Genomic DNA, 20,196 nt, shown 5'->3' with positions numbered 1-20,196 from the left:
ATAAATCAAAGAAGCTAATTACAGATAATACGTATGGCATCAAACAAAAAATATTGGAAAAGCGAAGCGGAGTTAAATCCTAACGATTCCATTGTTGAGGCGCTAAAACAAAATGAATTTGTAGAGCAAATCCCAGTTGATGACTTTTTGGGGGATAAGCAAAACTTGTCCTCAACGAGCACCAATAGAAGGGATTTTCTTAAGTATGTTGGTTTTAGTACTGCTGCGGCTTCTTTGGCTGCCTGTGAGGGACCTGTAATCAAATCAATACCTTATGTGGTTCAGCCGGAAAATATTGTTCCGGGAGTGGCTAATTATTATGCCACTACCATAGCGAATGGGTTTGATTTTGCAAGCGTGCTTATCAAGACTCGTGAAGGTCGCCCTATTAAGGTTGAAAACAATACCATGGCCAAGGTAGGCGGTGGTGCAAATGCTAGGGTTCAGGCTTCTGTGTTGTCCTTGTACGATAGTACTAGGTTACAAGGGCCCATGGCAAATGGCGAACCGGTAGAATGGGATGCGCTTAATGCTGCCGTAAAGGCAAAAATGGGCAGTCTTAACGTTTCTTCCAAAAAGGCTGTATTGCTTACCCAAACTTATGCTAGCCCATCTACGGATAGATTAATATCAGAGTTCAAGGCTGCAAATGAAAATATAGAGCATGTAACATACGATGCTATTTCCGAGGATGCTGCTTTAACGGCCTACGAGAATTCCTATGGAGAACGAGCATTGGCAGATTATGATTTTGAAAAGGCGGAATTAATTGTTTCGTTGGGTGCGGATTTCTTGGCCGACTGGCAAGGCGGCGGGTACAGTAGTGGTTATGCCAAGGGACGTATTCCAAAGAATGGAAAAATGTCCAGGCACGTACAATTGGAGGCAAATATGTCCTTGACCGGTGCGAATGCGGACAAAAGGTTTCCATTGACCCCTTCTGCGCAAAAAGTAGTACTTGCAAAATTATATGGAAAACTTAATGGTACATCGGTAGGAGGAAATACTTCGGAGTACGATGCTATTGTCGAACAATTAACTGGGGAAATTAAAAAGGCAGGTGCTGGTGCCGTAGTAGTTACGGGTCTGGATGATGTCAACGCTCAGACAGTTGCCCTGGCCATTAATAAAATGTTGGGGAGTAGAGCTTTTGATGCGGATTCTCCTCGATATGTAAGACAAGGAAATATTAAGATGTTGGAAACCTTGATTTCCGATATGAAGGCCGGAAGGATAGGAGCCTTGATCATGGATGGTGTAAACCCTATGTACTCCCTTCCTAATTCGATTGATTTTAAGGAAGGCCTTGAAAAGACCGATCTTTCCGTATTATTTACTGCGAACTGGAACGAAACGGCGGAGGTCGTTCAATATACTGCCGCATCCAATCATTATTTGGAATCCTGGGGAGATCTTGAAATGAAGAAAGGGCATTATAGTTTAATGCAGCCTACAATAAAAGAATTATTCGATACACGTCAATTTCAAAGTGCATTGCTGAATTGGATGGGGAGTGAAAGTTCCTACTATGAATACATAAAGGAGACTTGGGACCAAGGTATTCTGAATGGTGCAAGTTGGAATCAAGCATTGCAAGATGGTGTTTTTGCTTCGGAAACTATGGCAGTTGCTGTTGATGAAGGAGCGGTGGTGGATGCTATTGAAGGCGTAGAAGTTGAAACTCCAAATGTTCGAATAGCTTCCGCTGTAAGAAGTTTGGCGAATGCAACAAGTAATGGAATGGAGTTGACCCTTTATTCTAAAGTAGGTATGGGTGATGGTCAGCAGGCTAGCAACCCATGGCTGCAAGAATTCCCGGATCCTATAACAAGGGTTTCTTGGGATAACTATGTTACAATTTCTAAGTCAGATGCAGAGGCATTGGGTGTAGAGAATGAAAATGTCGCCAATGGTGGTATGGACGGTAGTTACGTAAACTTAACGGTGAACGGTGTTACTGTTGAAAATGTCCCTGTTGTAGTTCAGCCTGGACAGGCAAAGGGTTCGGTCGGTCTTTCATTTGGTTACGGTAAATCCGTTGGTATGAAGGAAGAGATGCGAACTGGAGTGAATGCATTTAGATTGTACGAAGGTTTTAATGCAAATCAGAACGTAAGTATAGAAAAAGCAGGAGGTAACCATGAGTTTGCCTGTGTTCAGCTTCATAAAACCTTAATGGGAAGAGGTGACATTATCAAGGAAACTAGCTTGGAGGTATTTAATACTAAGGACCATGCGGAATGGAATCATGTTCCTCAGGTTTCCTTAAATCACCAAGAGGTGCCGGCAACTTCCGTTGATTTATGGGAGAGTTTTGATCGCTCTATTGGGCATCACTTTAACTTGTCTATAGATTTAAATGCGTGTACGGGTTGTGGTGCATGTGTTATTGCCTGTCATGCAGAAAATAATGTTCCCGTAGTAGGGAAAAAAGAGGTGAGGGTATCAAGGGATATGCACTGGTTGCGTATCGATAGATATTACTCTTCAGAAGATTCTTTTGAAGCGGATAATACAAAAAAGGACGAGTTCGATGGTCTTAGTGGTGATAATGGTTCTTTAGGAGGTTTCGGAGAGTTGGAAAATCCTGCGGAGAACCCACAGGTTGCTTTTCAGCCCGTAATGTGCCAGCACTGTAATCATGCTCCATGTGAAACGGTTTGTCCGGTAGCGGCTACCTCCCATGGTAGACAGGGTCAAAATCAAATGGCCTATAACAGATGTGTGGGAACTAGATATTGTGCAAATAACTGTCCTTACAAGGTTAGAAGATTTAACTGGTTCCTATATAACAACAACGAAGAGTTCGATTTCCATATGAACAATGATTTGGGTAAAATGGTATTAAATCCAGATGTAAATGTTCGTTCTAGAGGTGTGATAGAAAAATGTTCTATGTGTATTCAAAAAACACAGAAAACCATTTTGGATGCTAAAAGAGAAGGAAGACTTGTAGCGGATGGAGAGTTCCAAACAGCATGTTCAGCGGCTTGTGAAAACGGTGCCATGGTCTTTGGAGATATAAATGATGATAGCAGCAAAGTGTCGGAATTAAAAGAAAGTAACCGTATGTATCATTTATTGGAGCATGTAGGTACTAAACCAAACGTATTCTATCACGTAAAAGTTAGAAATACCAACGAAGCATAACAATACTAGAAAGTAATTATAACAGAAGTCTATGGCGTCGCATTACGAAGCACCTATACGAAAACCCCTAGTGATTGGAGACAAAGGCTACCACGATGTTACTGTGGATATTGCCGCTCCGGTAGAAGGAAGGGCCAATAAGCATTGGTGGATTGTTTTTTCCATTGCCTTAGTGGCATTTCTTTGGGGAGTAGGTTGTATTATTTATACTATTTCAACGGGTATTGGAACCTGGGGACTGAACAAGACCGTTAACTGGGCTTGGGATATAACCAACTTTGTTTGGTGGGTAGGTATCGGACATGCCGGAACCCTAATTTCGGCAGTGTTACTTTTGTTCCGTCAAAAATGGAGAATGGCAATTAACCGATCTGCTGAGGCCATGACTATTTTCTCTGTTATCCAAGCTGGTTTGTTTCCAATTATTCACATGGGTAGACCGTGGTTGGCGTACTGGGTATTACCTATACCGAATCAATTTGGGTCTTTGTGGGTTAACTTTAACTCCCCGTTGCTTTGGGATGTATTTGCGATTTCAACGTATCTATCCGTTTCCTTGGTCTTTTGGTGGACAGGTCTTTTACCGGATTTTGCAATGATTCGTGACAGGGCGGTTTTACCATTCCAAAAGAAAATATACGGTCTTCTGAGCTTTGGTTGGAGTGGTCGTGCAAAGGACTGGCAACGTTTCGAAGAGGTTTCCTTGGTGTTGGCAGGTTTAGCTACGCCCTTGGTATTGTCCGTACACACTATTGTATCGTTTGACTTTGCTACATCCGTAATTCCAGGATGGCATACGACCATATTCCCTCCATACTTTGTTGCAGGGGCGATATTCTCTGGATTTGCAATGGTAAACACCTTGTTGATCATCATGAGAAAGGTTTGTAGTTTAGAAAATTATATTACGGTACAGCACATAGAGTTGATGAATATTGTAATTATGCTTACAGGGTCCATTGTAGGTTGTGCTTACATTACAGAGCTATTCATGGCATGGTATTCCGGTGTGGAATATGAGCAATACGCATTCCTGAACAGGGCTACCGGTCCTTATTGGTGGGCATATTGGTCAATGATGACTTGTAATGTATTCTCTCCACAATTTATGTGGTTTAAGAAATTGAGAACGAGTATTATGTTTTCGTTCTTTATCTCTATTGTGGTAAACATTGGAATGTGGTTTGAGCGTTTTGTGATTATAGTAACATCATTACACCGTGATTATTTACCATCTTCATGGACGATGTTCTCACCAACCTTTGTGGATATAGGTATATTTATTGGTACTATTGGATTTTTCTTTGTACTCTTCTTATTATATGCCAGAACATTCCCTGTAATCGCGCAAGCGGAGGTTAAGTCCATATTGAAATCATCCGGAGAACGCTATAAAAAACTAAGGGATGCCGGCAAACCACTTTATCAAATTTCCAATGAAAAGGCTGTGGTAAAAGAAGAGCCAATTATTACTGACGATGTATTGATGGGGGAAACAGAGCCTACCACGGGAGATAAAGTTGGTGTCAATGAACTTTTAAGCGCTATAGGGACCTTTGATGCTACAAAGCAATCTCCGGATGATTTGAAGAAGGTTAAAGGTATCGGCCCTCAAATGGAAGCCACTTTAAACGAAATTGGAATCTTCACATTTGCACAGGTAGCTAGGATGACGGAAAAGGAATATGACTTGTTGGATTCAATCACTGGTTCTTTTCCGGGAAGAGCGCAGAGAGACGATTGGGCTGGACAAGCGAAACTATTAAATAACAAAAAGTAGGCTATGGCATCTAAAGTAATACAAGCATTTTACAATGATGATGATGTGTTAATGCATGCTGTCAAAAAGGTTAAAGCGGCCAAACATCATATAGAAGAGGTCTATTGTCCATTTCCGGTTCACGGACTTGACAAGGCTATGGGATTGGCTCCAACTAGAATCGCCATTACTTCTTTTTTATATGGATGTGTAGGTCTTACAGTGGCCATTGTAATGATGAATTTTATTATGATTAAGGATTGGCCCCAAGATATTGGTGGTAAACCAAGCTTTAGCTATATAGAGAATATGCCTGCATTTGTACCTATTATGTTCGAGTTAACTGTGTTCTTCGCAGCGCACTTAATGGTAATTACATTTTATTTACGTAGTAGGTTATGGCCTTTTAAGAAAGCAGAAAACCCTGATGTTAGAACAACGGATGACCATTTTGTTATGGAAATCGAGATTCATAATAACGAACGGGAATTAACGGATTTGCTTACGGGTACTGGTGCGGTAGAAATTAATATATCAGAAAAAAACAGTCATTAAATATGAACAGTTTTCTAAAATTAACGGTCATAGTATGTTTATTGATGGTTGTGGTGGCTTGTCAAGATAAGCGCGAACCAAACTATCAGTACATGCCCAATATGTATGAGCCTGTCGGATATGAAACTTATGATGAAGTTGATTTCCTTCCTTCCAATCAGGAGGCCATGGTGCCTCCCGCCAATACCATCAATAGGGGTTGGTTACCTTATGAATTTGAAAATACACCAGAGGGAAAAGAGCTTGCTAGGCTGAATACGAGTCCATTGGACTCCATGTCCCGGGAAGAAAATTTGGCAACAGGTGCCGAATTATATACTATTTACTGTGCTATTTGTCATGGGGATAAAGGAAAAGGACAGGGAACCTTAGTAAAAAGGGAGAAGATTCTTGGGGTGCCAAGTTATGATGACCCAGCTAGAAATATTACAGTAGGAACAGCTTATCACACGCAGATTTATGGTCTTAATTCTATGGGGTCCTATGCATCCCAGATGAATTCCACTGAAATGTGGCAAGTTGCGGAATACGTAATGAAGCTGAAACAAGATTTAACCAAATAATAGGTAAACAATACTATGTATACGTTTTCAAATAGACTTAAAATAGGTTCCATAATATTAATGGCAATAGGCTTGTTAGGTATTATCGGAGGCTTTGTTATGGCTCCCGGAACAGTCGAGGAGGCAAAGGCGATAGTTGCCAGTCATGATGATGGGCATGGTGGCGGTCATGACGCGGCTGCTTCCCATGATTCTGGAATGGAACACGGCGCTGCAGCCGAACATGATGCTTCTCATGATGAACATTTATTAAGTCAGTTAAAGAATAGACCTTGGGCGGCACTTTATGTGGCAGCATTTTTCTTTATGATGATTGCTTTGGGCGTTCTTGCTTTTTATGCAATACAAAGAGCGGCACAGGCCGGTTGGTCGCCTTTATTATTTAGGGTGATGGAAGGAATTACGGCCTATCTGGTTCCAGGTGGAATTATCGTTTTTGTAATCCTGGTGCTTTCCGTACTTCACATGAATCATTTGTTTATTTGGATGGACCCTGAAGTTGTTGCTCATGATGAATTGCTACAAGGAAAATCTGGATACTTGAACCCTACTTTCTTTTTAATTAGGGCGGTCATCTTTTTGGGTGGATGGATAGCTTACAGGGAATATTCTAGAAGATTGTCTTTGAAGCAAGATGAATCAAACGATAATTCAAGTTTCAAATTGAATTTTAGAATATCTGCTGCATTTCTAGTATTTTATCTAATTTCTGAATCTATTATGTCATGGGACTGGATAATGAGCGTAGAACCTCACTGGTTTAGCACCTTGTTCGGATGGTATATATTTGCTAGTATGTTTGTTTCCGGTATTACCGTAATTGCAATGGTTACCATTTACCTAAAATCAAAAGGATTATTGCCAGACGTTAACGACAGTCATATACATGATTTGGCAAAGTTTATGTTCGGTATAAGTATTTTTTGGACTTACCTTTGGTTTTCGCAATTCATGCTAATTTGGTATTCCAACATTCCAGAAGAAGTTACCTATTATGTTACAAGAATAGAGGATTATAATTTGCCGTTTTTTGGAATGGTCGCAATGAATTTTCTGTTCCCTGTGCTTCTTTTAATGAATAGTGACTATAAAAGAATTAATTGGTTCGTAGTTTTGACGGGGATTGTAATTTTAGCAGGTCACTACATGGATATTTTCAATGCTATAATGCCTTCTACTGTTGGTAATCAATGGTTTATTGGCATTCCTGAGATTGGTGCAATATTATTTTTTGCAGGTTTCTTTATATTCTGGGTGTTTAGGGCTCTAACTACTGCACCATTACAACCAAAAAGGAATCCGTTTATTGAAGAAAGTAGACACTTTCATTACTAGTGAGTTTTAAAGAATAATATCAATACATACAATGACAACATTATTGACTTTAGCTGTTTTGGTTCTCGTGGCAATTGCTATTTGGCAAATGACCAAGATATTTGAATTGTCACAGCTTAAAACAGATAATTCCGAGGTTGCCAATGATAAGGATAATAAGAATAACGGATACCTCATGTTCGCTTTTCTTATCTTTATATATGGTATAACCATTTTTAGTTTTTGGAAATATGGTAAGGTGCTTTTACCGGAGGCTGCATCTGAGCATGGATCTGATTATGACAACTTAATGTTGATATCCATGGTCATTATCTTTATTACACAGATAATAACTCAGGCCCTACTTCACTATTTTGCTTTTAAGTATAGAGGTGAAAAAGGTAAAAGAGCATTGTTCTATGCGGATAATAACCGATTGGAGTTTATATGGACTATTATACCTGTTGTGGTATTGGCCGGGTTAATTCTTTACGGCCTTTATACTTGGACTAATATTACTGATGTGAACGATGACGATGACCCATTAATAGTGGAGCTTTACGCTCAACAATTTAATTGGACTGCGAGATATGGTGGGGAGGACAACACCTTAGGTACCGCCAATGTTCGTATGATCGATATCGACAAAGCCAATGTTCTTGGCCTGGATGAATCGGATTCTTATGCATCCGATGATGTTATTGTAAAAGAGTTACACTTGCCAGTAGGTAGAAAAGTGAACTTTAAAATGAGGTCACAAGATGTTTTGCACTCCGCGTATATGCCTCACTTTAGGGCTCAAATGAACTGTGTTCCGGGAATGATTACAGAGTTCTCGTTTACACCTGTTTATACCACGGAGGAAATGCGTCAGAATCCGGATATCGTGGAAAAGGTAAAAAGAACGAACAAGATAAGAGCAGAAAAGTCCGCTGAAACAGGGGAGGTTATTGACCCTTGGGAATTTGATTATATTTTATTGTGTAATAAAATTTGTGGTAAATCCCACTACAATATGCAGATGAAGATAATTGTAGAAACCGAGGAGGAATATATGGAGTGGATGAAAGGTCAATCTACCTTTGCAGAAACAGTCATGAAGGATGATACTAATGCCGCATTCAATGCTGTGGATGGAGTATCTATGTCTGAATAAATTACGGGCATATCAGGAAAGGGCTAAAAAAGAAAATTAATAAAATTAAAGATTGCGATTATGTCAGCAACAGAACATGCACTAGTAGATGATCACGCACATGACGATCATGGACATCATCATCATAAGGAAACTTTTATAACAAAATACATATTTAGCCAAGATCATAAAATGATCGCAAAGCAGTATTTTATTACAGGAGTACTTCTTATGGGTTTCATAGGTATTGCTATGTCCATTATGTTTAGGATGCAACTGGCTTGGCCCGGAGAGTCCAATGTAATTTTTGAAGCTTTATTGGGGAAATGGGCACCAGAAGGAGTTATGGATGCCGATGTATATCTCGCTTTGGTTACCATGCACGGTACTATTATGGTATTTTTTGTATTGACCGCTGGCCTTAGTGGTACATTTAGTAACCTATTGATTCCCTTGCAAATTGGTGCTCGGGATATGGCCTCTGGTTTTTTAAATATGCTGTCTTTTTGGATGTTTTTTGTTTCAACGGTGATCATGGTACTTTCATTGTTTGTTGAAGCAGGCCCTGCAGCCGCAGGTTGGACGATTTATCCTCCTTTAAGTGCATTGCCGATGGCTCAGCCTGGTTCTGGTATGGGGATGACGCTATGGTTGGTATCCATGGCCATATTTATTGCTTCTTCCCTTTTAGGTTCCTTGAACTACATCGTAACCGTTTTGAACTTACGAACTAAGGGCATGACTATGACAAGGTTGCCCCTAACCATTTGGGCGTTCTTTGTAACGGCAATAATTGGTGTAATTTCGTTTCCGGTACTTCTTTCAGCGGCACTTTTATTAATTATGGATCGAAGTTTTGGAACATCGTTCTTTTTATCGGATATATTTATTCAGGGAGAAGTCCTTCATTATCAGGGAGGTTCTCCAGTACTTTTCGAACATTTGTTTTGGTTCCTTGGTCACCCCGAAGTGTATATTGTTATTTTGCCTGCCATGGGAATCGTTTCCGAGGTTATGGCGGTAAATGCAAGAAAACCGATTTTTGGCTATAGGGCAATGATTGCTTCTATCTTGGCAATTGCATTTCTTTCAACTATTGTATGGGGACACCATATGTTTATTTCTGGTATGAACCCATTTTTGGGATCTGTGTTTACCTTTACAACTCTTTTGATTGCTATACCATCAGCTGTTAAGGCATTCAACTGGATAACTACGTTATGGAAGGGTAACCTACAATTGAATCCAGGAATGCTATTTTCGATTGGAATGGTTTCTACTTTCATTACCGGAGGTCTAACGGGGATTATCCTTGGGGATAGTACATTGGATATTAATGTTCACGATACGTACTTCGTAGTTGCTCACTTCCACTTAGTAATGGGTATTTCTGCACTCTATGGTTTGTTTGCCGGTGTATACCATTGGTTCCCAAAAATGTTCCAAGGTAGAATGATGAACAAAAACTTAGGGTACGCCCATTTTTGGATAACGGCAATTGGATCCTATGGTATCTTCTTCCCAATGCATTTTGTTGGAATGGCAGGTGTTCCTAGAAGATATTATGAGAATACGGCTTTTCCAATGTTCGATGAATTAACGGACGTACAAGCACTAATGACTGTCTTTGCAATTATTACTGCATCTGCACAATTATTTTTTGCTTTCAACTTTATAAGAAGTATTTTTTACGGTAAGCGAGGACCACGGAATCCATGGTCTGCAACAACTTTGGAATGGACAACACCTACTGAACATATTCATGGAAACTGGCCAGGTGCTATACCAGAGGTGCACAGGTGGGCTTATGATTACAGTAAGGTTGATGAGAACGATGAATATATTATTCCAAATCAGGACTATGTGCAGCAACATGTACCTTTGTTTGATGGTGAGGAAGAACTACAACACTAGAACTAAGTAATAAAAAAAATGCCTAACTATTGAGTTAGGCATTTTTTTTGCTTAATATTTTAGGATTTACTTATTACTAAATTATGATATCTTTGGTTTAGAGTTAAAGGTATCAAACTACAATATTCATACATGAAAAAATTATTGCTTATTGGTCTTACTTTGATTTTTGGGTTGCAAACCTACGCCCAGAGAAAGCCTAAAATTAAGGGTAATAAAAATGTGGTAGAAGTTCGTGAAAATTTGCCAGTCTTCAACGCGATACAATTGGAAGACGACTTGGAAATTGTTCTTCAAAAAGCTTCCAATGAAGGATACGCCCTGGAGATAGATGACAACTTAATAGATGTACTTAAGTTTAAGGTAGAAGATAATACCTTGGTTATTTCTTCATTTTATAATATTACATCGAAGCGCAAATTGGAAATTACAGTATTCTACAATGAGTTGACCAGTATTACAATGAACAATGGTGAGATAAGCATGAAGGATGTAATTTCTGGTGAACGATTGGATGTGTTGACTAAGGGAACATCCCGTTTGGAATTGAACGCAACTGCGGATATCATAAATATTAACATGGAGGAGATAAGCTCTGGTGATTTTAATGTTGCCAGTGATTCCCTTATCATGACATTCAAGGACCGTATCGATGTCAAGGTCTATTCCACTGGTGCTACAAACAACTTATTTATGTATGAGAATGCATCGGCAAAATTAGAGGGAATTGCAGATTCCTTTACGGCAAAGCTATATGGTAAAAGTTCCCTAAAGGGGGAGATGCTCGAAGCAAAAAAGACGATGCTTATACTTGAGGATTCACCAGATGCCAGGGTAAATGTATTGGAAGATTTTCAATTGTCTTCAAGGGGATCATCCAAAACTAGCCTATATGGAAATCCTAAAATAACCATTTTAGACTTTTTGGATAACTCCCAATTGGATAAGGAAAATAACTAGTTAGCTATTGGGGCGGTAATACAATCTTCCGGTATTCCGAACCCTTCGACCAAAACATTTATATGAGGTCTGAGCTCCGTACACAACCGTTCGACGCGTTGTCTTATCGCTTTAGATTTTGTGCTTCCAATATAACCTTGTTCCAAATACCAAGAAGCATCCTTTCTAATTTCATAGAGTCCATATAGCGTACCTAGTTTCTGAAATAGCTCTTTATTTCTTTCGTCTTTTATAGTCTCCGTAAATTCAAAATAAGTGTTGTAGGCCAGTTCTATGCTATAGGCTTTCCCTAAAGCCAATAAATGGGTCTGTACCTTTAAGAATGCCTGATAGGTAGGTACCCCTTTCTTAATATAGTCTCTAATTCGCATGGCTAGCGTGTAGGTCAACCTACGGGTTCTATAATCAAATGCGTGTTTATGAAATTTAGGATTGTATAAATGTTCCTTGTCTACTTTATTCGAATATAGTGGGTTTACCGTAGCTAATTTATCCGATAATTGCTGGCTTAATAGCTTAAGGACTGAGGAAAACCCAGCACTATTGAATTCCGATTTAAAATCGGAGAGCACTCCTTTAGCCGCCAATTGCAGGAGAACGTTATTATCGCCTTCAAAGGTGGTAAAAATGTCGACATCTCCTTTGAGGTCAGCTATTCGGTTTTCTAGTAGATAGCCCTTGCCTCCACAGGCTTCACGACATTCCTGAATGGTGTCGTTCGCATACCAGGTTATGATGGACTTTAATCCGGCAACTTGGGTTTCCACTTTTCGTTTATCCGGTTGATTGTCATTGCAATAGATCTCCATCATTTTGTCCAATGTGGCATGGTAAACAAAGGCACTGGCAACCAATGGTGTCAAGCGTAACTGATGTGATGGATAATCCATTAACAGGTCTTCCTGTATTTTTATATTGTCATTAAACTGCCTTCTTTTTAGTGCATGTTTAATAGCTATGGTAAGTGCCATTTTTGCTCCACCCAATCCTGCCCTGGCCACACAAATTCGTCCGCCGACCAAAGTGCCCAACATGGTAAAAAATCTTTTGTTGGGATTTTTTATTTCAGAAAAGTAAGTGCCGTCTTCTTTAATACTTCCATATTTGTTCAATAAGTTTTGCCGGGGCACCTTCACTTGGTTGAACCAGATTTTACCATTATCCACCCCGTTAAGCCCCAATTTATAACCATTGTCCTCCACTTTCACACCTGATAGCAGCTCGTGCTTTTTGTTTCTTAAAGGAACTAAGATGGCGTGCACCCCTTCGTTCTTGCCGTTAACGATGAGCTGTGCAAAAACTGAGGCTATTTTAGAGTGAAGTGCATTGCCGATATATTCCTTATTATCGTTCTTTCCAGGAGTATGGATAATTATACTGTCACTCTCTTTATGATAGGTAGCGGTGGTTTTTATTCCCCTTACATTGGAACCATGTCCAGTCTCCGTCATAGCAAAACAACCTAATAGTTCAGCTTTACCGGCATCACTTAAATATTTGTCATGATGAATTTTGGTACCAAGTTTTTGAATACTACCACCAAAAAGTCCAAATTGAACCCCGAATTTTATTGTAAGACTACCATCGATATACATTAGATTTTCGAAAATGGTTGCATAACCTTCCATATCTCCTGTGCCTCCATATGCTTTAGGATAGGCCATTGCACCATATCCATTTTCGGCAAGATATTTTACTTGGTTCAAGACAATTTGTCTAAAATCCTCTTTATTGCGATGAATATCCCAATCAAATATTGGCCTTTTTAGTAACTCTTGAAACTTATCGATAACGGGTGCATGTTTTCCTTTGAGAATAAGAGATACTTCCTGGGCCTTATAGGAATTGGAACTTAGATTATGTTCAACCTCCACCTCAAATAAATGATTATAGTGATTGGGCTGTATACCTAAATTGATTTCTATATCTTTTAATTGGTCGTTAAAGGGACAGGTATCATGATAGTGACAAACCACCTTTTGACTAAAAGTTGTCAAGGGATAGGTGACTCCCTCTATTAATTTGGTTCCTGAATTGGAGATAGTTTGTTTCCAATTTTTAAATTCTTCGTTCTTGGGTGGATTGTCAACCTGTAACCAAGAATGCAAGATTACTTTTTCGGCCTTATTCAAGGTGGGGTCCTTTTCAATTGCTTTTTCGACTACATTAACCTCTGAGGCCGAAACAAGGTCATCTGACCAAATAACATAAAAAAACGGTATATATTGAAGTATACCCGGGGTATAAATTTTCTTTTCCATTATTTGAAAATACGAATTTATCCCTGAAATTCTAAAGAATAAACACGAAGTAGTTTGAAAACTAATTACATGTGTTTACCTATCTTTGTTAGTGCATGAACGAATATTTAGATCCATCTACAGAAGGTTTTTCCGATGCTGAACTTGACATTGAAAGGGCATTAAGACCCATAAGTTTTGATGATTTTACGGGTCAGGAACAGGTTTTGGAAAACCTGAAGATTTTTGTGGAGGCGGCCAATAGAAGAGGTGAAGCTTTGGACCACACTTTATTCCATGGTCCTCCGGGATTGGGGAAGACCACCTTGGCACATATATTGGCCAATGAATTGGGTGTAGGTATAAAAATTACCTCCGGTCCTGTTTTGGATAAACCCGGCGATTTGGCGGGGTTGCTCACAAACCTTGATGAAAGGGATGTGTTATTTATTGATGAGATTCATCGTTTGAGTCCAATAGTAGAAGAATATCTATATTCCGCTATGGAGGACTATAAAATTGATATCATGATTGAAACGGGTCCCAATGCCCGTTCTGTCCAGATTAATTTAAATCCGTTTACATTAATTGGTGCAACTACTAGATCTGGCCTATTGACCGCTCCGATGAGAGCACGTTTCGGTATTCAAAGTAGGTTACAGTATTATGATACCGAACTATTATCGACCATTGTACAGCGAAGTTCAGAAATTCTGAAAGTACCCATTACCAATGATGCATCGATAGAGATTGCAGGTCGAAGTAGGGGGACCCCTAGAATTTGTAATGCCCTATTGCGAAGGGTTCGAGATTTTGCCCAGATAAAGGGCAACGGTAGTATAGATATAGAGATTTCCAAATTCGGACTAAAAGCGCTGAATGTGGATGCACATGGCCTAGATGAAATGGACAATAAGATATTGACGACCATCATCGATAAATTCAAGGGAGGGCCTGTGGGGATTACGACGTTGGCAACAGCAGTTTCCGAAAGTGCCGAGACTATTGAAGAGGTTTATGAACCTTTTTTAATTCAACAAGGTTTTATAATGCGTACACCTAGAGGTCGGGAAGTAACGGAATTGGCCTATAAACATTTGGGAAGAACCAATGGAGGCATACAACCCGGGTTGTTTTGAGTTTAGATATAATTAAAAAACGGGCAGATATGATTAAAACCGAGGCCAAGCGGCTCGGTTTTTTATCTTGTGGCATATCAAAGGCGGACTTTCTGGAGGAAGAAGCGCCAAGGTTGGAAAGTTGGCTGAATAAGAATATGCATGGGGAAATGGGATATATGGCCAATCATTTTGATAAACGACTGGACCCACGGTTACTTGTCACAGGAGCAAAATCAGTAATTTCCTTACTATTAAACTATTATCCTTCACAGGAGCAAAAGGATGATGCCTATAAGATATCCAAATATGCCTACGGTCAGGATTATCATCATGTCATAAAGGGCAAACTTAGAAACCTACAAGAATTCATTAATGAAACCATTTGTGAGGTAAATGGACGGGCTTTTGTGGATTCTGCCCCTGTTTTGGATAAAGCCTGGGCTGCAAAATCCGGCTTAGGTTGGATTGGGAAAAATAGTAATCTCCTTACCAAGGAGGTTGGGTCTTTTTACTTTATTGCCGAACTAATCATTGATCTGGAACTAGAGTATGATACACCCGTGACCGACCATTGCGGTACGTGCACCGCCTGTATAGATGCCTGCCCAACAGAGGCGATAGCTACCCCTTATGTAGTAGATGGCAGTAAGTGTATTTCATACCTGACCATTGAACTTAAAAGCGAAATACCCCAAGAATTCCAAGGAAAAATGGATGAATGGATGTTCGGTTGTGATGTCTGTCAGGACGTTTGTCCCTGGAACAAATTTTCTAAACCTCATAGCGAACCTTTGTTCGACCCAAATCCAGAGTTATTATCGATGTCAAAAAAAGATTGGGAGGAAATCACGGAGGATGTTTTTAAAAAGATATTTAAAAAATCGGCCGTGAAAAGAACCAAATACTCAGGATTGAAAAGAAATATCGAATTCTTAGAAAGGAATTCATGACAACTACAACGTTATAGTCGGTTTCACATTTTTAATTATGGCATTTTTAGATTATCATTTTCTTTAATTATACTATATTGCTTGATAGCTTTTTTTGCTTATTTGAAAAAATTAAACTGATTTTTTTAGCTATATCTTAATTATTGGGTCTCTAAAATATAATTATCCATCGAATGAAAATAGGAAAACCAAGCCTTAGCTTCTGGCAGATATTTAATATGAATGTCGGATTCTTGGGTATTCAGTACAGTTTTGGACTTCAACAAACGGCTATCAATCCCATATTTCTTTATTTGGGTGCGCCGGAAGATATGCTACCTATTTTAAATATAGCTGGACCTGTTACTGGATTGGTCGTTCAACCCATAATTGGTGCAATGTCTGATAAAACATGGTCTCCAAGATGGGGTAGACGAAAGCCTTATTTCTTGATCGGTGCACTTATAGGCAGTATTTGTCTCTTCATGTTTCCCTCGAGTCCCGTTCTTTGGTTCGCAGTTGGACTACTATGGATTTTGGATGTGGGTAATAATATGGCTATGGAACCCTATAGGGCTTTTGTAGGTGATAAATTACCGGAGAAGCAGTTTAGCCTTGGATATCAAATGCAGAGCTTATTTGTTGGAGCTGGCATACTATTAGCCAATGGATCCATCGTTTTATTTCAATATCTGTTCGGAGATCAATCCGTAGAGGTTGCTGGTTCTATTCCTACTTGGTTATATTATTCATTCTACATAGGAGGAATTTTATCCATAACAACTATTTTGTGGTCTGTCTTGAAAACTCCCGAAATTCCCCCAACCGAATCGGAGTTTAATGAAATAAAGGCATCAAGAAATAAACCTTTAGCTGTAAGAATTGCTCAGCCCTTCGGAGAAATAAAGGAAGCAATAAAAAAAATGCCTCCCTTTTTATGGAAACTAGGTGCGGTTTACCTTTTTCAATGGTATGCATTGTTCGTTTATTGGCAATATATAACTCCTTTGTTTATGAACACCTTGGGGTATTCAACATCTGAAGCGGCTTCACAATCGGCTCAGATGAGTTTAACGTATAACATTGTCACTATGGTAGTGGCATTGGGACTTGTACCGTTGACCCTTAGATTTGGAGGTAAAAAAGTCTATTCAATTAGTTTGGTAGGAACTGCTATTGCATTATTTACAATTCCTTTTATTAAAGATCCTTTGTTAGTGCTGGCTCCAATGGTATTGTTCGGAGTGGGTTGGGCGGCCATGATGGGAATTCCCTACACCATGGTGTCCAAAGTGGTTCCTCAAGAAAGAAGGGGGGTTTATATGGGAATATTAAATATGATGATTGTAATCCCTATGGGGATAGAAACCCTGACCTTTGGTCCAATTTATAAATATTTTTTGGGAGGAAATGCTATAAATGCCATTTTGTTTGCGGGTGTCTTTTTCTTTATCGCCGCGGTTCTTGCACTGAGGCTCAATGTGTCCAAAGAAAAAACAGATACTGTTTTGTAACAAGTTTGTCAGATTTGTTCCTTTTTATTTCCACCACTGCATTTCTTTAGATAAAACAGGTTTCTTTTCATTTTGTTTGCGGGAATACTGTTAAATTTGTGATTCAAAATCCGAGAATATGAGCAAGGAAAAACAACGAAGGGAAGCATTGGTTTATCATGCGAAACCACAACCTGGAAAAATCAAAATTGTTCCTACAAAACCTTATAGTACCCAACGTGACCTTGCGCTAGCATATTCTCCCGGTGTTGCGGAACCTTGTCTGGAAATTGCCAAGAACAAGGAGAATGTTTACAAATATACTTCCAAGGGTAACCTGGTTGCCATAATTTCTAATGGAACGGCGGTTTTGGGCTTGGGTAACATAGGTCCAGAAGCTTCTAAACCCGTGATGGAGGGAAAAGGTCTGTTGTTCAAGATTTTTGCCGACATCGATGGAATCGATATTGAGGTAGATACCGAGGATGTAGATAAATTCGTAGAAACCGTTAAAATGATTGCTCCGACTTTTGGGGGAATCAATCTGGAAGATATTAAGGCTCCCGAAGCCTTCGAAATCGAGAGAAGGTTAAAAGAGGAATTGGATATTCCTGTAATGCACGATGATCAACATGGAACTGCCATTATCTCGGCAGCAGCCTTATTGAACGCCTTGGAACTTACCAAGAAAAAGATTGAAGAGGTATCCATTGTAATTAGTGGAGCCGGAGCCGCCGCAGTATCCTGCACTAAACTTTATAAAGCTTTTGGGGCAAAAGCTGAAAATATTGTGATGTTGGATAGTAAGGGAGTCATCCGAAAGGATGCTGATAACCTATCTGAATCAAAACGGGAGTTTGCTACGGTTAGAAAAATTGATACCCTAGAGGAAGCCATGGTAAATGCAGACGTTTTTATAGGTCTTTCGATTGCCGATATCGTTACTCCGAAAATGTTGAACTCCATGGCGGATAATCCCATTGTTTTTGCCATGGCAAATCCTAATCCTGAGGTTAATTATGACCTGGCTATAAAAACCAGAAAAGATATTATTATGGCCACGGGTAGATCAGACCACCCTAATCAGGTGAATAATGTACTTGGTTTTCCTTTTATTTTTAGGGGGGCCTTGGACGTAAGGGCAACGGCCATTAACGAGGAAATGAAAATGGCTGCGGTAAAAGCTTTGGCCGATCTAACTAAACAGCCTGTACCCGAGCAGGTGAACATAGCATATGGGGAAACCCGACTTACTTTTGGTAAGGACTATATTATCCCAAAACCATTTGATCAGCGATTGATTCATGAAATTCCCCCGGCTGTCGCAAGGGCGGCAATGGAAAGTGGTGTGGCAAGGGCGCCTATCGAGGATTGGGAAAAGTACAAGGAGGAGTTGATGCTTCGTTCCGGAAATGATAATAAAGTTGTAAGGCTATTACATGGAAGGTCACGAAGCAACCCAAAAAGAATTGTTTTTGCCGAAGCAGATCATTTGGATGTACTTAAGGCCGCTCAGATTGTTTATGAAGAAGGGATTGCAGAACCGATTCTTTTGGGCAGAAAAGACGTCATAATAGAGCTAAAGAAAGAACTGGAATTCGATGCGGATATTCCTATCGTAGACCCATTGTCCGATGAATTTGACGAACGCCATATACGATACGCTACCAAATATTGGGAAAGTAGAAAGCGGAAAGGAACCACCCTATACAGTGCTAAGATTAAAATGAGGGAACGCAATTACTTTGGTGCCATGATGGTACTCGAAGGCGATGCCGATGGCATGATATCCGGATATTCCCGAGCCTATCCAACCGTAGTAAAACCAATTTTGGAAGTTATAGGCAGAGCTTCGGGAGTAAAGAAAGTGGCCACGGTAAATATTATGATTACCGAAAGAGGCCCATTGTTTTTGGCGGATACCTCGATCAATATTGATCCTAATGCAGAGGAAATAGCGGATATCACGCAAATGACAGCAAATGTTGCTACTACCTTTGGGTTCGACCCTGTAATTGCACTTTTGAGTTATGCGAATTTTGGTTCTTCTGCGCATCATAATGCTATAAAGGTTCGGGAAGCGGTAAAACTATTACATGAGAATAGTCCCGAGTTGGTAGTGGATGGGGAAATACAAATGGATTTTGCTTTAAACAAAGAATTGCATGAAAGTAAGTTCCCTTTCTCCAAATTGGCCGGTAGAAAAGTAAATACGCTTGTTTTTCCCAACCTGGAATCGGCAAATATCACCTATAAACTTTTGAAAGAGCTTAATAAAGCCGATTCCATTGGTCCAATAATGGTCGGACTCCGAAAATCTGTTCATATTATGCAATTGGGCGCTAGTGTAGATGAAATCGTAAACATGACTGCAGTAGCGGTCATTGATGCACAGGAAAGGGAAAAAAGAAGAAAGGCAAAAAAAAGTGAATAATTGTTTTTTAAATCTTCATTATTACAAAAAAAGAATTGCTAGATGATTCATCACTTAAAAGGAAAATTGATAGAAAAAAATCCCACTCACATTATTGTAGAATGCGGTGGTGTAGGGTATTTTGTAAACATATCCCTGAATACCTTTTCGAATATTCCCGATAATGAACTGGTGAACATTTACACCCATCTACAAGTTAAGGAAGATTCGCATACACTTTTTGGATTTGCTGAAAAATCAGAACGGGAAATTTTTAGACTGCTGTTGTCCGTTTCTGGAATAGGCTCCAGCACGGCGAGAACCATGTTATCCTCAATGTCACCAGTCCAAATTAGGGATGCCATTGCCAATGGCGACGTACCTTCCATACAGGCAATTAAGGGTATCGGCGCAAAAACTGCACAGCGTGTAATTTTGGACCTACGTGATAAGATTTTAAAAGTGTACGATATAGACGAAGTTTCGTTGACTACAAACAATACAAATAAAGATGAAGCGTTATCTGCTTTAGAGGTTCTAGGGTTTGCCAGAAGACATGCTGAGAAGGTAGTAGATAAGGTAATTTCCCAAGACCCCTCTTTAAGCGTAGAGAACATTATAAAACTAGCGCTGAAAAATTTGTAGCAAGT

14 protein-coding genes are annotated in these 20,196 nt (G+C 39.6%); 13 read left to right on the top strand and 1 reads right to left on the bottom strand.

Going from position 1 to position 20,196, the window contains the following annotated elements; genetic code table 11:
- Nucleotides 1-33: 33 nt before the first annotated feature.
- From PP182_RS01550 to PP182_RS01515, 8 genes are all read left to right on the top strand, one after another.
- On the top strand, nt 34-3,150 hold the full coding sequence (locus tag PP182_RS01550; protein ID WP_272649566.1) for a TAT-variant-translocated molybdopterin oxidoreductase: 3,117 nt from the start codon (nt 34-36) through the stop codon (nt 3,148-3,150).
- A 31-nt stretch (nt 3,151-3,181) separates the two neighbouring features.
- Nucleotides 3,182-4,930: an NrfD/PsrC family molybdoenzyme membrane anchor subunit gene (nrfD, locus tag PP182_RS01545; RefSeq protein ID WP_272649565.1), complete on the top strand. Its 1,749-nt coding sequence runs from the start codon at nt 3,182-3,184 to the stop codon at nt 4,928-4,930.
- A gap of 3 nt (nt 4,931-4,933) precedes the next feature.
- Complete coding sequence (locus PP182_RS01540) at nt 4,934-5,464, top strand: DUF3341 domain-containing protein (protein WP_272649564.1); 531 nt, start codon at nt 4,934-4,936, stop codon at nt 5,462-5,464.
- Nucleotides 5,465-5,466: 2 nt separating this feature from the next.
- A complete protein-coding gene (locus PP182_RS01535; RefSeq protein WP_272649563.1) occupies nt 5,467-6,027 on the top strand; it encodes a c-type cytochrome in 561 nt (186 codons plus the stop codon).
- Nucleotides 6,028-6,042: 15 nt separating this feature from the next.
- Nucleotides 6,043-7,362 carry a quinol:cytochrome C oxidoreductase gene (locus PP182_RS01530; protein ID WP_272649562.1) on the top strand — a complete coding sequence of 440 codons (1,320 nt, stop codon included), beginning with the start codon at nt 6,043-6,045 and terminating at the stop codon, nt 7,360-7,362.
- A 31-nt stretch (nt 7,363-7,393) separates the two neighbouring features.
- Nucleotides 7,394-8,497 carry a cytochrome c oxidase subunit II gene (locus PP182_RS01525; protein ID WP_272649561.1) on the top strand — a complete coding sequence of 368 codons (1,104 nt, stop codon included), beginning with the start codon at nt 7,394-7,396 and terminating at the stop codon, nt 8,495-8,497.
- A 60-nt stretch (nt 8,498-8,557) separates the two neighbouring features.
- Nucleotides 8,558-10,390 carry a cytochrome c oxidase subunit I gene (locus tag PP182_RS01520; protein ID WP_272649560.1) on the top strand — a complete coding sequence of 611 codons (1,833 nt, stop codon included), beginning with the start codon at nt 8,558-8,560 and terminating at the stop codon, nt 10,388-10,390.
- A 132-nt stretch (nt 10,391-10,522) separates the two neighbouring features.
- Entirely contained in the window at nt 10,523-11,350 is an 828-nt protein-coding gene (locus PP182_RS01515) for a GIN domain-containing protein (protein ID WP_272649559.1), read from the top strand.
- On the opposite strand, the gene PP182_RS01510 is transcribed toward PP182_RS01515, so the two are convergent.
- On the bottom strand, nt 11,347-13,611 hold the full coding sequence (locus PP182_RS01510; protein ID WP_272649558.1) for an acyl-CoA dehydrogenase family protein: 2,265 nt from the start codon (nt 13,609-13,611) through the stop codon (nt 11,347-11,349). The genes PP182_RS01515 and PP182_RS01510 overlap by 4 nt on opposite strands.
- Nucleotides 13,612-13,706: 95 nt before the next feature.
- On the opposite strand from PP182_RS01510, the gene ruvB reads away from it, so the two are divergent.
- From ruvB to ruvA, 5 genes are all read left to right on the top strand, one after another.
- Nucleotides 13,707-14,729 carry a Holliday junction branch migration DNA helicase RuvB gene (ruvB, locus tag PP182_RS01505; RefSeq protein WP_272649557.1) on the top strand — a complete coding sequence of 341 codons (1,023 nt, stop codon included), beginning with the start codon at nt 13,707-13,709 and terminating at the stop codon, nt 14,727-14,729.
- A 29-nt stretch (nt 14,730-14,758) separates the two neighbouring features.
- Nucleotides 14,759-15,661 (top strand): tRNA epoxyqueuosine(34) reductase QueG, encoded by a 903-nt coding sequence (gene queG / locus PP182_RS01500; RefSeq protein ID WP_272649556.1) that lies wholly within the window; start codon nt 14,759-14,761, stop codon nt 15,659-15,661.
- A 173-nt stretch (nt 15,662-15,834) separates the two neighbouring features.
- A complete protein-coding gene (locus tag PP182_RS01495) occupies nt 15,835-17,154 on the top strand; it encodes an MFS transporter (protein WP_272649555.1) in 1,320 nt (439 codons plus the stop codon).
- A 118-nt stretch (nt 17,155-17,272) separates the two neighbouring features.
- Entirely contained in the window at nt 17,273-19,567 is a 2,295-nt protein-coding gene (locus tag PP182_RS01490) for an NADP-dependent malic enzyme (protein WP_272649554.1), read from the top strand.
- A 42-nt stretch (nt 19,568-19,609) separates the two neighbouring features.
- Complete coding sequence (gene ruvA, locus PP182_RS01485; protein ID WP_272649553.1) at nt 19,610-20,191, top strand: Holliday junction branch migration protein RuvA; 582 nt, start codon at nt 19,610-19,612, stop codon at nt 20,189-20,191.
- Nucleotides 20,192-20,196 lie beyond the last annotated feature (5 nt).

Origin of the sequence: Maribacter sp. PR1 (assembly GCF_028464145.1) — a bacterium.
GTDB lineage: Bacteria > Bacteroidota > Bacteroidia > Flavobacteriales > Flavobacteriaceae > Maribacter.
This window is presented reverse-complemented; position numbering and strand designations above follow the sequence as displayed.

Bases quoted from the DNA above. Each gene is read 5' to 3' on its own strand.
- PP182_RS01540 (WP_272649564.1), top strand. From the start codon at position 4,934: ATGGCATCTAAAGTAATACAAGCATTTTACAATGATGATGATGTGTTA.
- PP182_RS01535 (WP_272649563.1), top strand. From the start codon at position 5,467: ATGAACAGTTTTCTAAAATTAACGGTCATAGTATGTTTATTGATGGTT.
- PP182_RS01550 (WP_272649566.1), top strand. From the start codon at position 34: ATGGCATCAAACAAAAAATATTGGAAAAGCGAAGCGGAGTTAAATCCT.
- PP182_RS01495 (WP_272649555.1), top strand. From the start codon at position 15,835: ATGAAAATAGGAAAACCAAGCCTTAGCTTCTGGCAGATATTTAATATG.
- ruvB (WP_272649557.1), top strand. From the start codon at position 13,707: ATGAACGAATATTTAGATCCATCTACAGAAGGTTTTTCCGATGCTGAA.
- ruvA (WP_272649553.1), top strand. From the start codon at position 19,610: ATGATTCATCACTTAAAAGGAAAATTGATAGAAAAAAATCCCACTCAC.
- queG (WP_272649556.1), top strand. From the start codon at position 14,759: ATGATTAAAACCGAGGCCAAGCGGCTCGGTTTTTTATCTTGTGGCATA.
- nrfD (WP_272649565.1), top strand. From the start codon at position 3,182: ATGGCGTCGCATTACGAAGCACCTATACGAAAACCCCTAGTGATTGGA.
- PP182_RS01490 (WP_272649554.1), top strand. From the start codon at position 17,273: ATGAGCAAGGAAAAACAACGAAGGGAAGCATTGGTTTATCATGCGAAA.
- PP182_RS01520 (WP_272649560.1), top strand. From the start codon at position 8,558: ATGTCAGCAACAGAACATGCACTAGTAGATGATCACGCACATGACGAT.
- PP182_RS01530 (WP_272649562.1), top strand. From the start codon at position 6,043: ATGTATACGTTTTCAAATAGACTTAAAATAGGTTCCATAATATTAATG.
- PP182_RS01510 (WP_272649558.1), bottom strand. From the start codon at position 13,611: ATGGAAAAGAAAATTTATACCCCGGGTATACTTCAATATATACCGTTT.
- PP182_RS01515 (WP_272649559.1), top strand. From the start codon at position 10,523: ATGAAAAAATTATTGCTTATTGGTCTTACTTTGATTTTTGGGTTGCAA.
- PP182_RS01525 (WP_272649561.1), top strand. From the start codon at position 7,394: ATGACAACATTATTGACTTTAGCTGTTTTGGTTCTCGTGGCAATTGCT.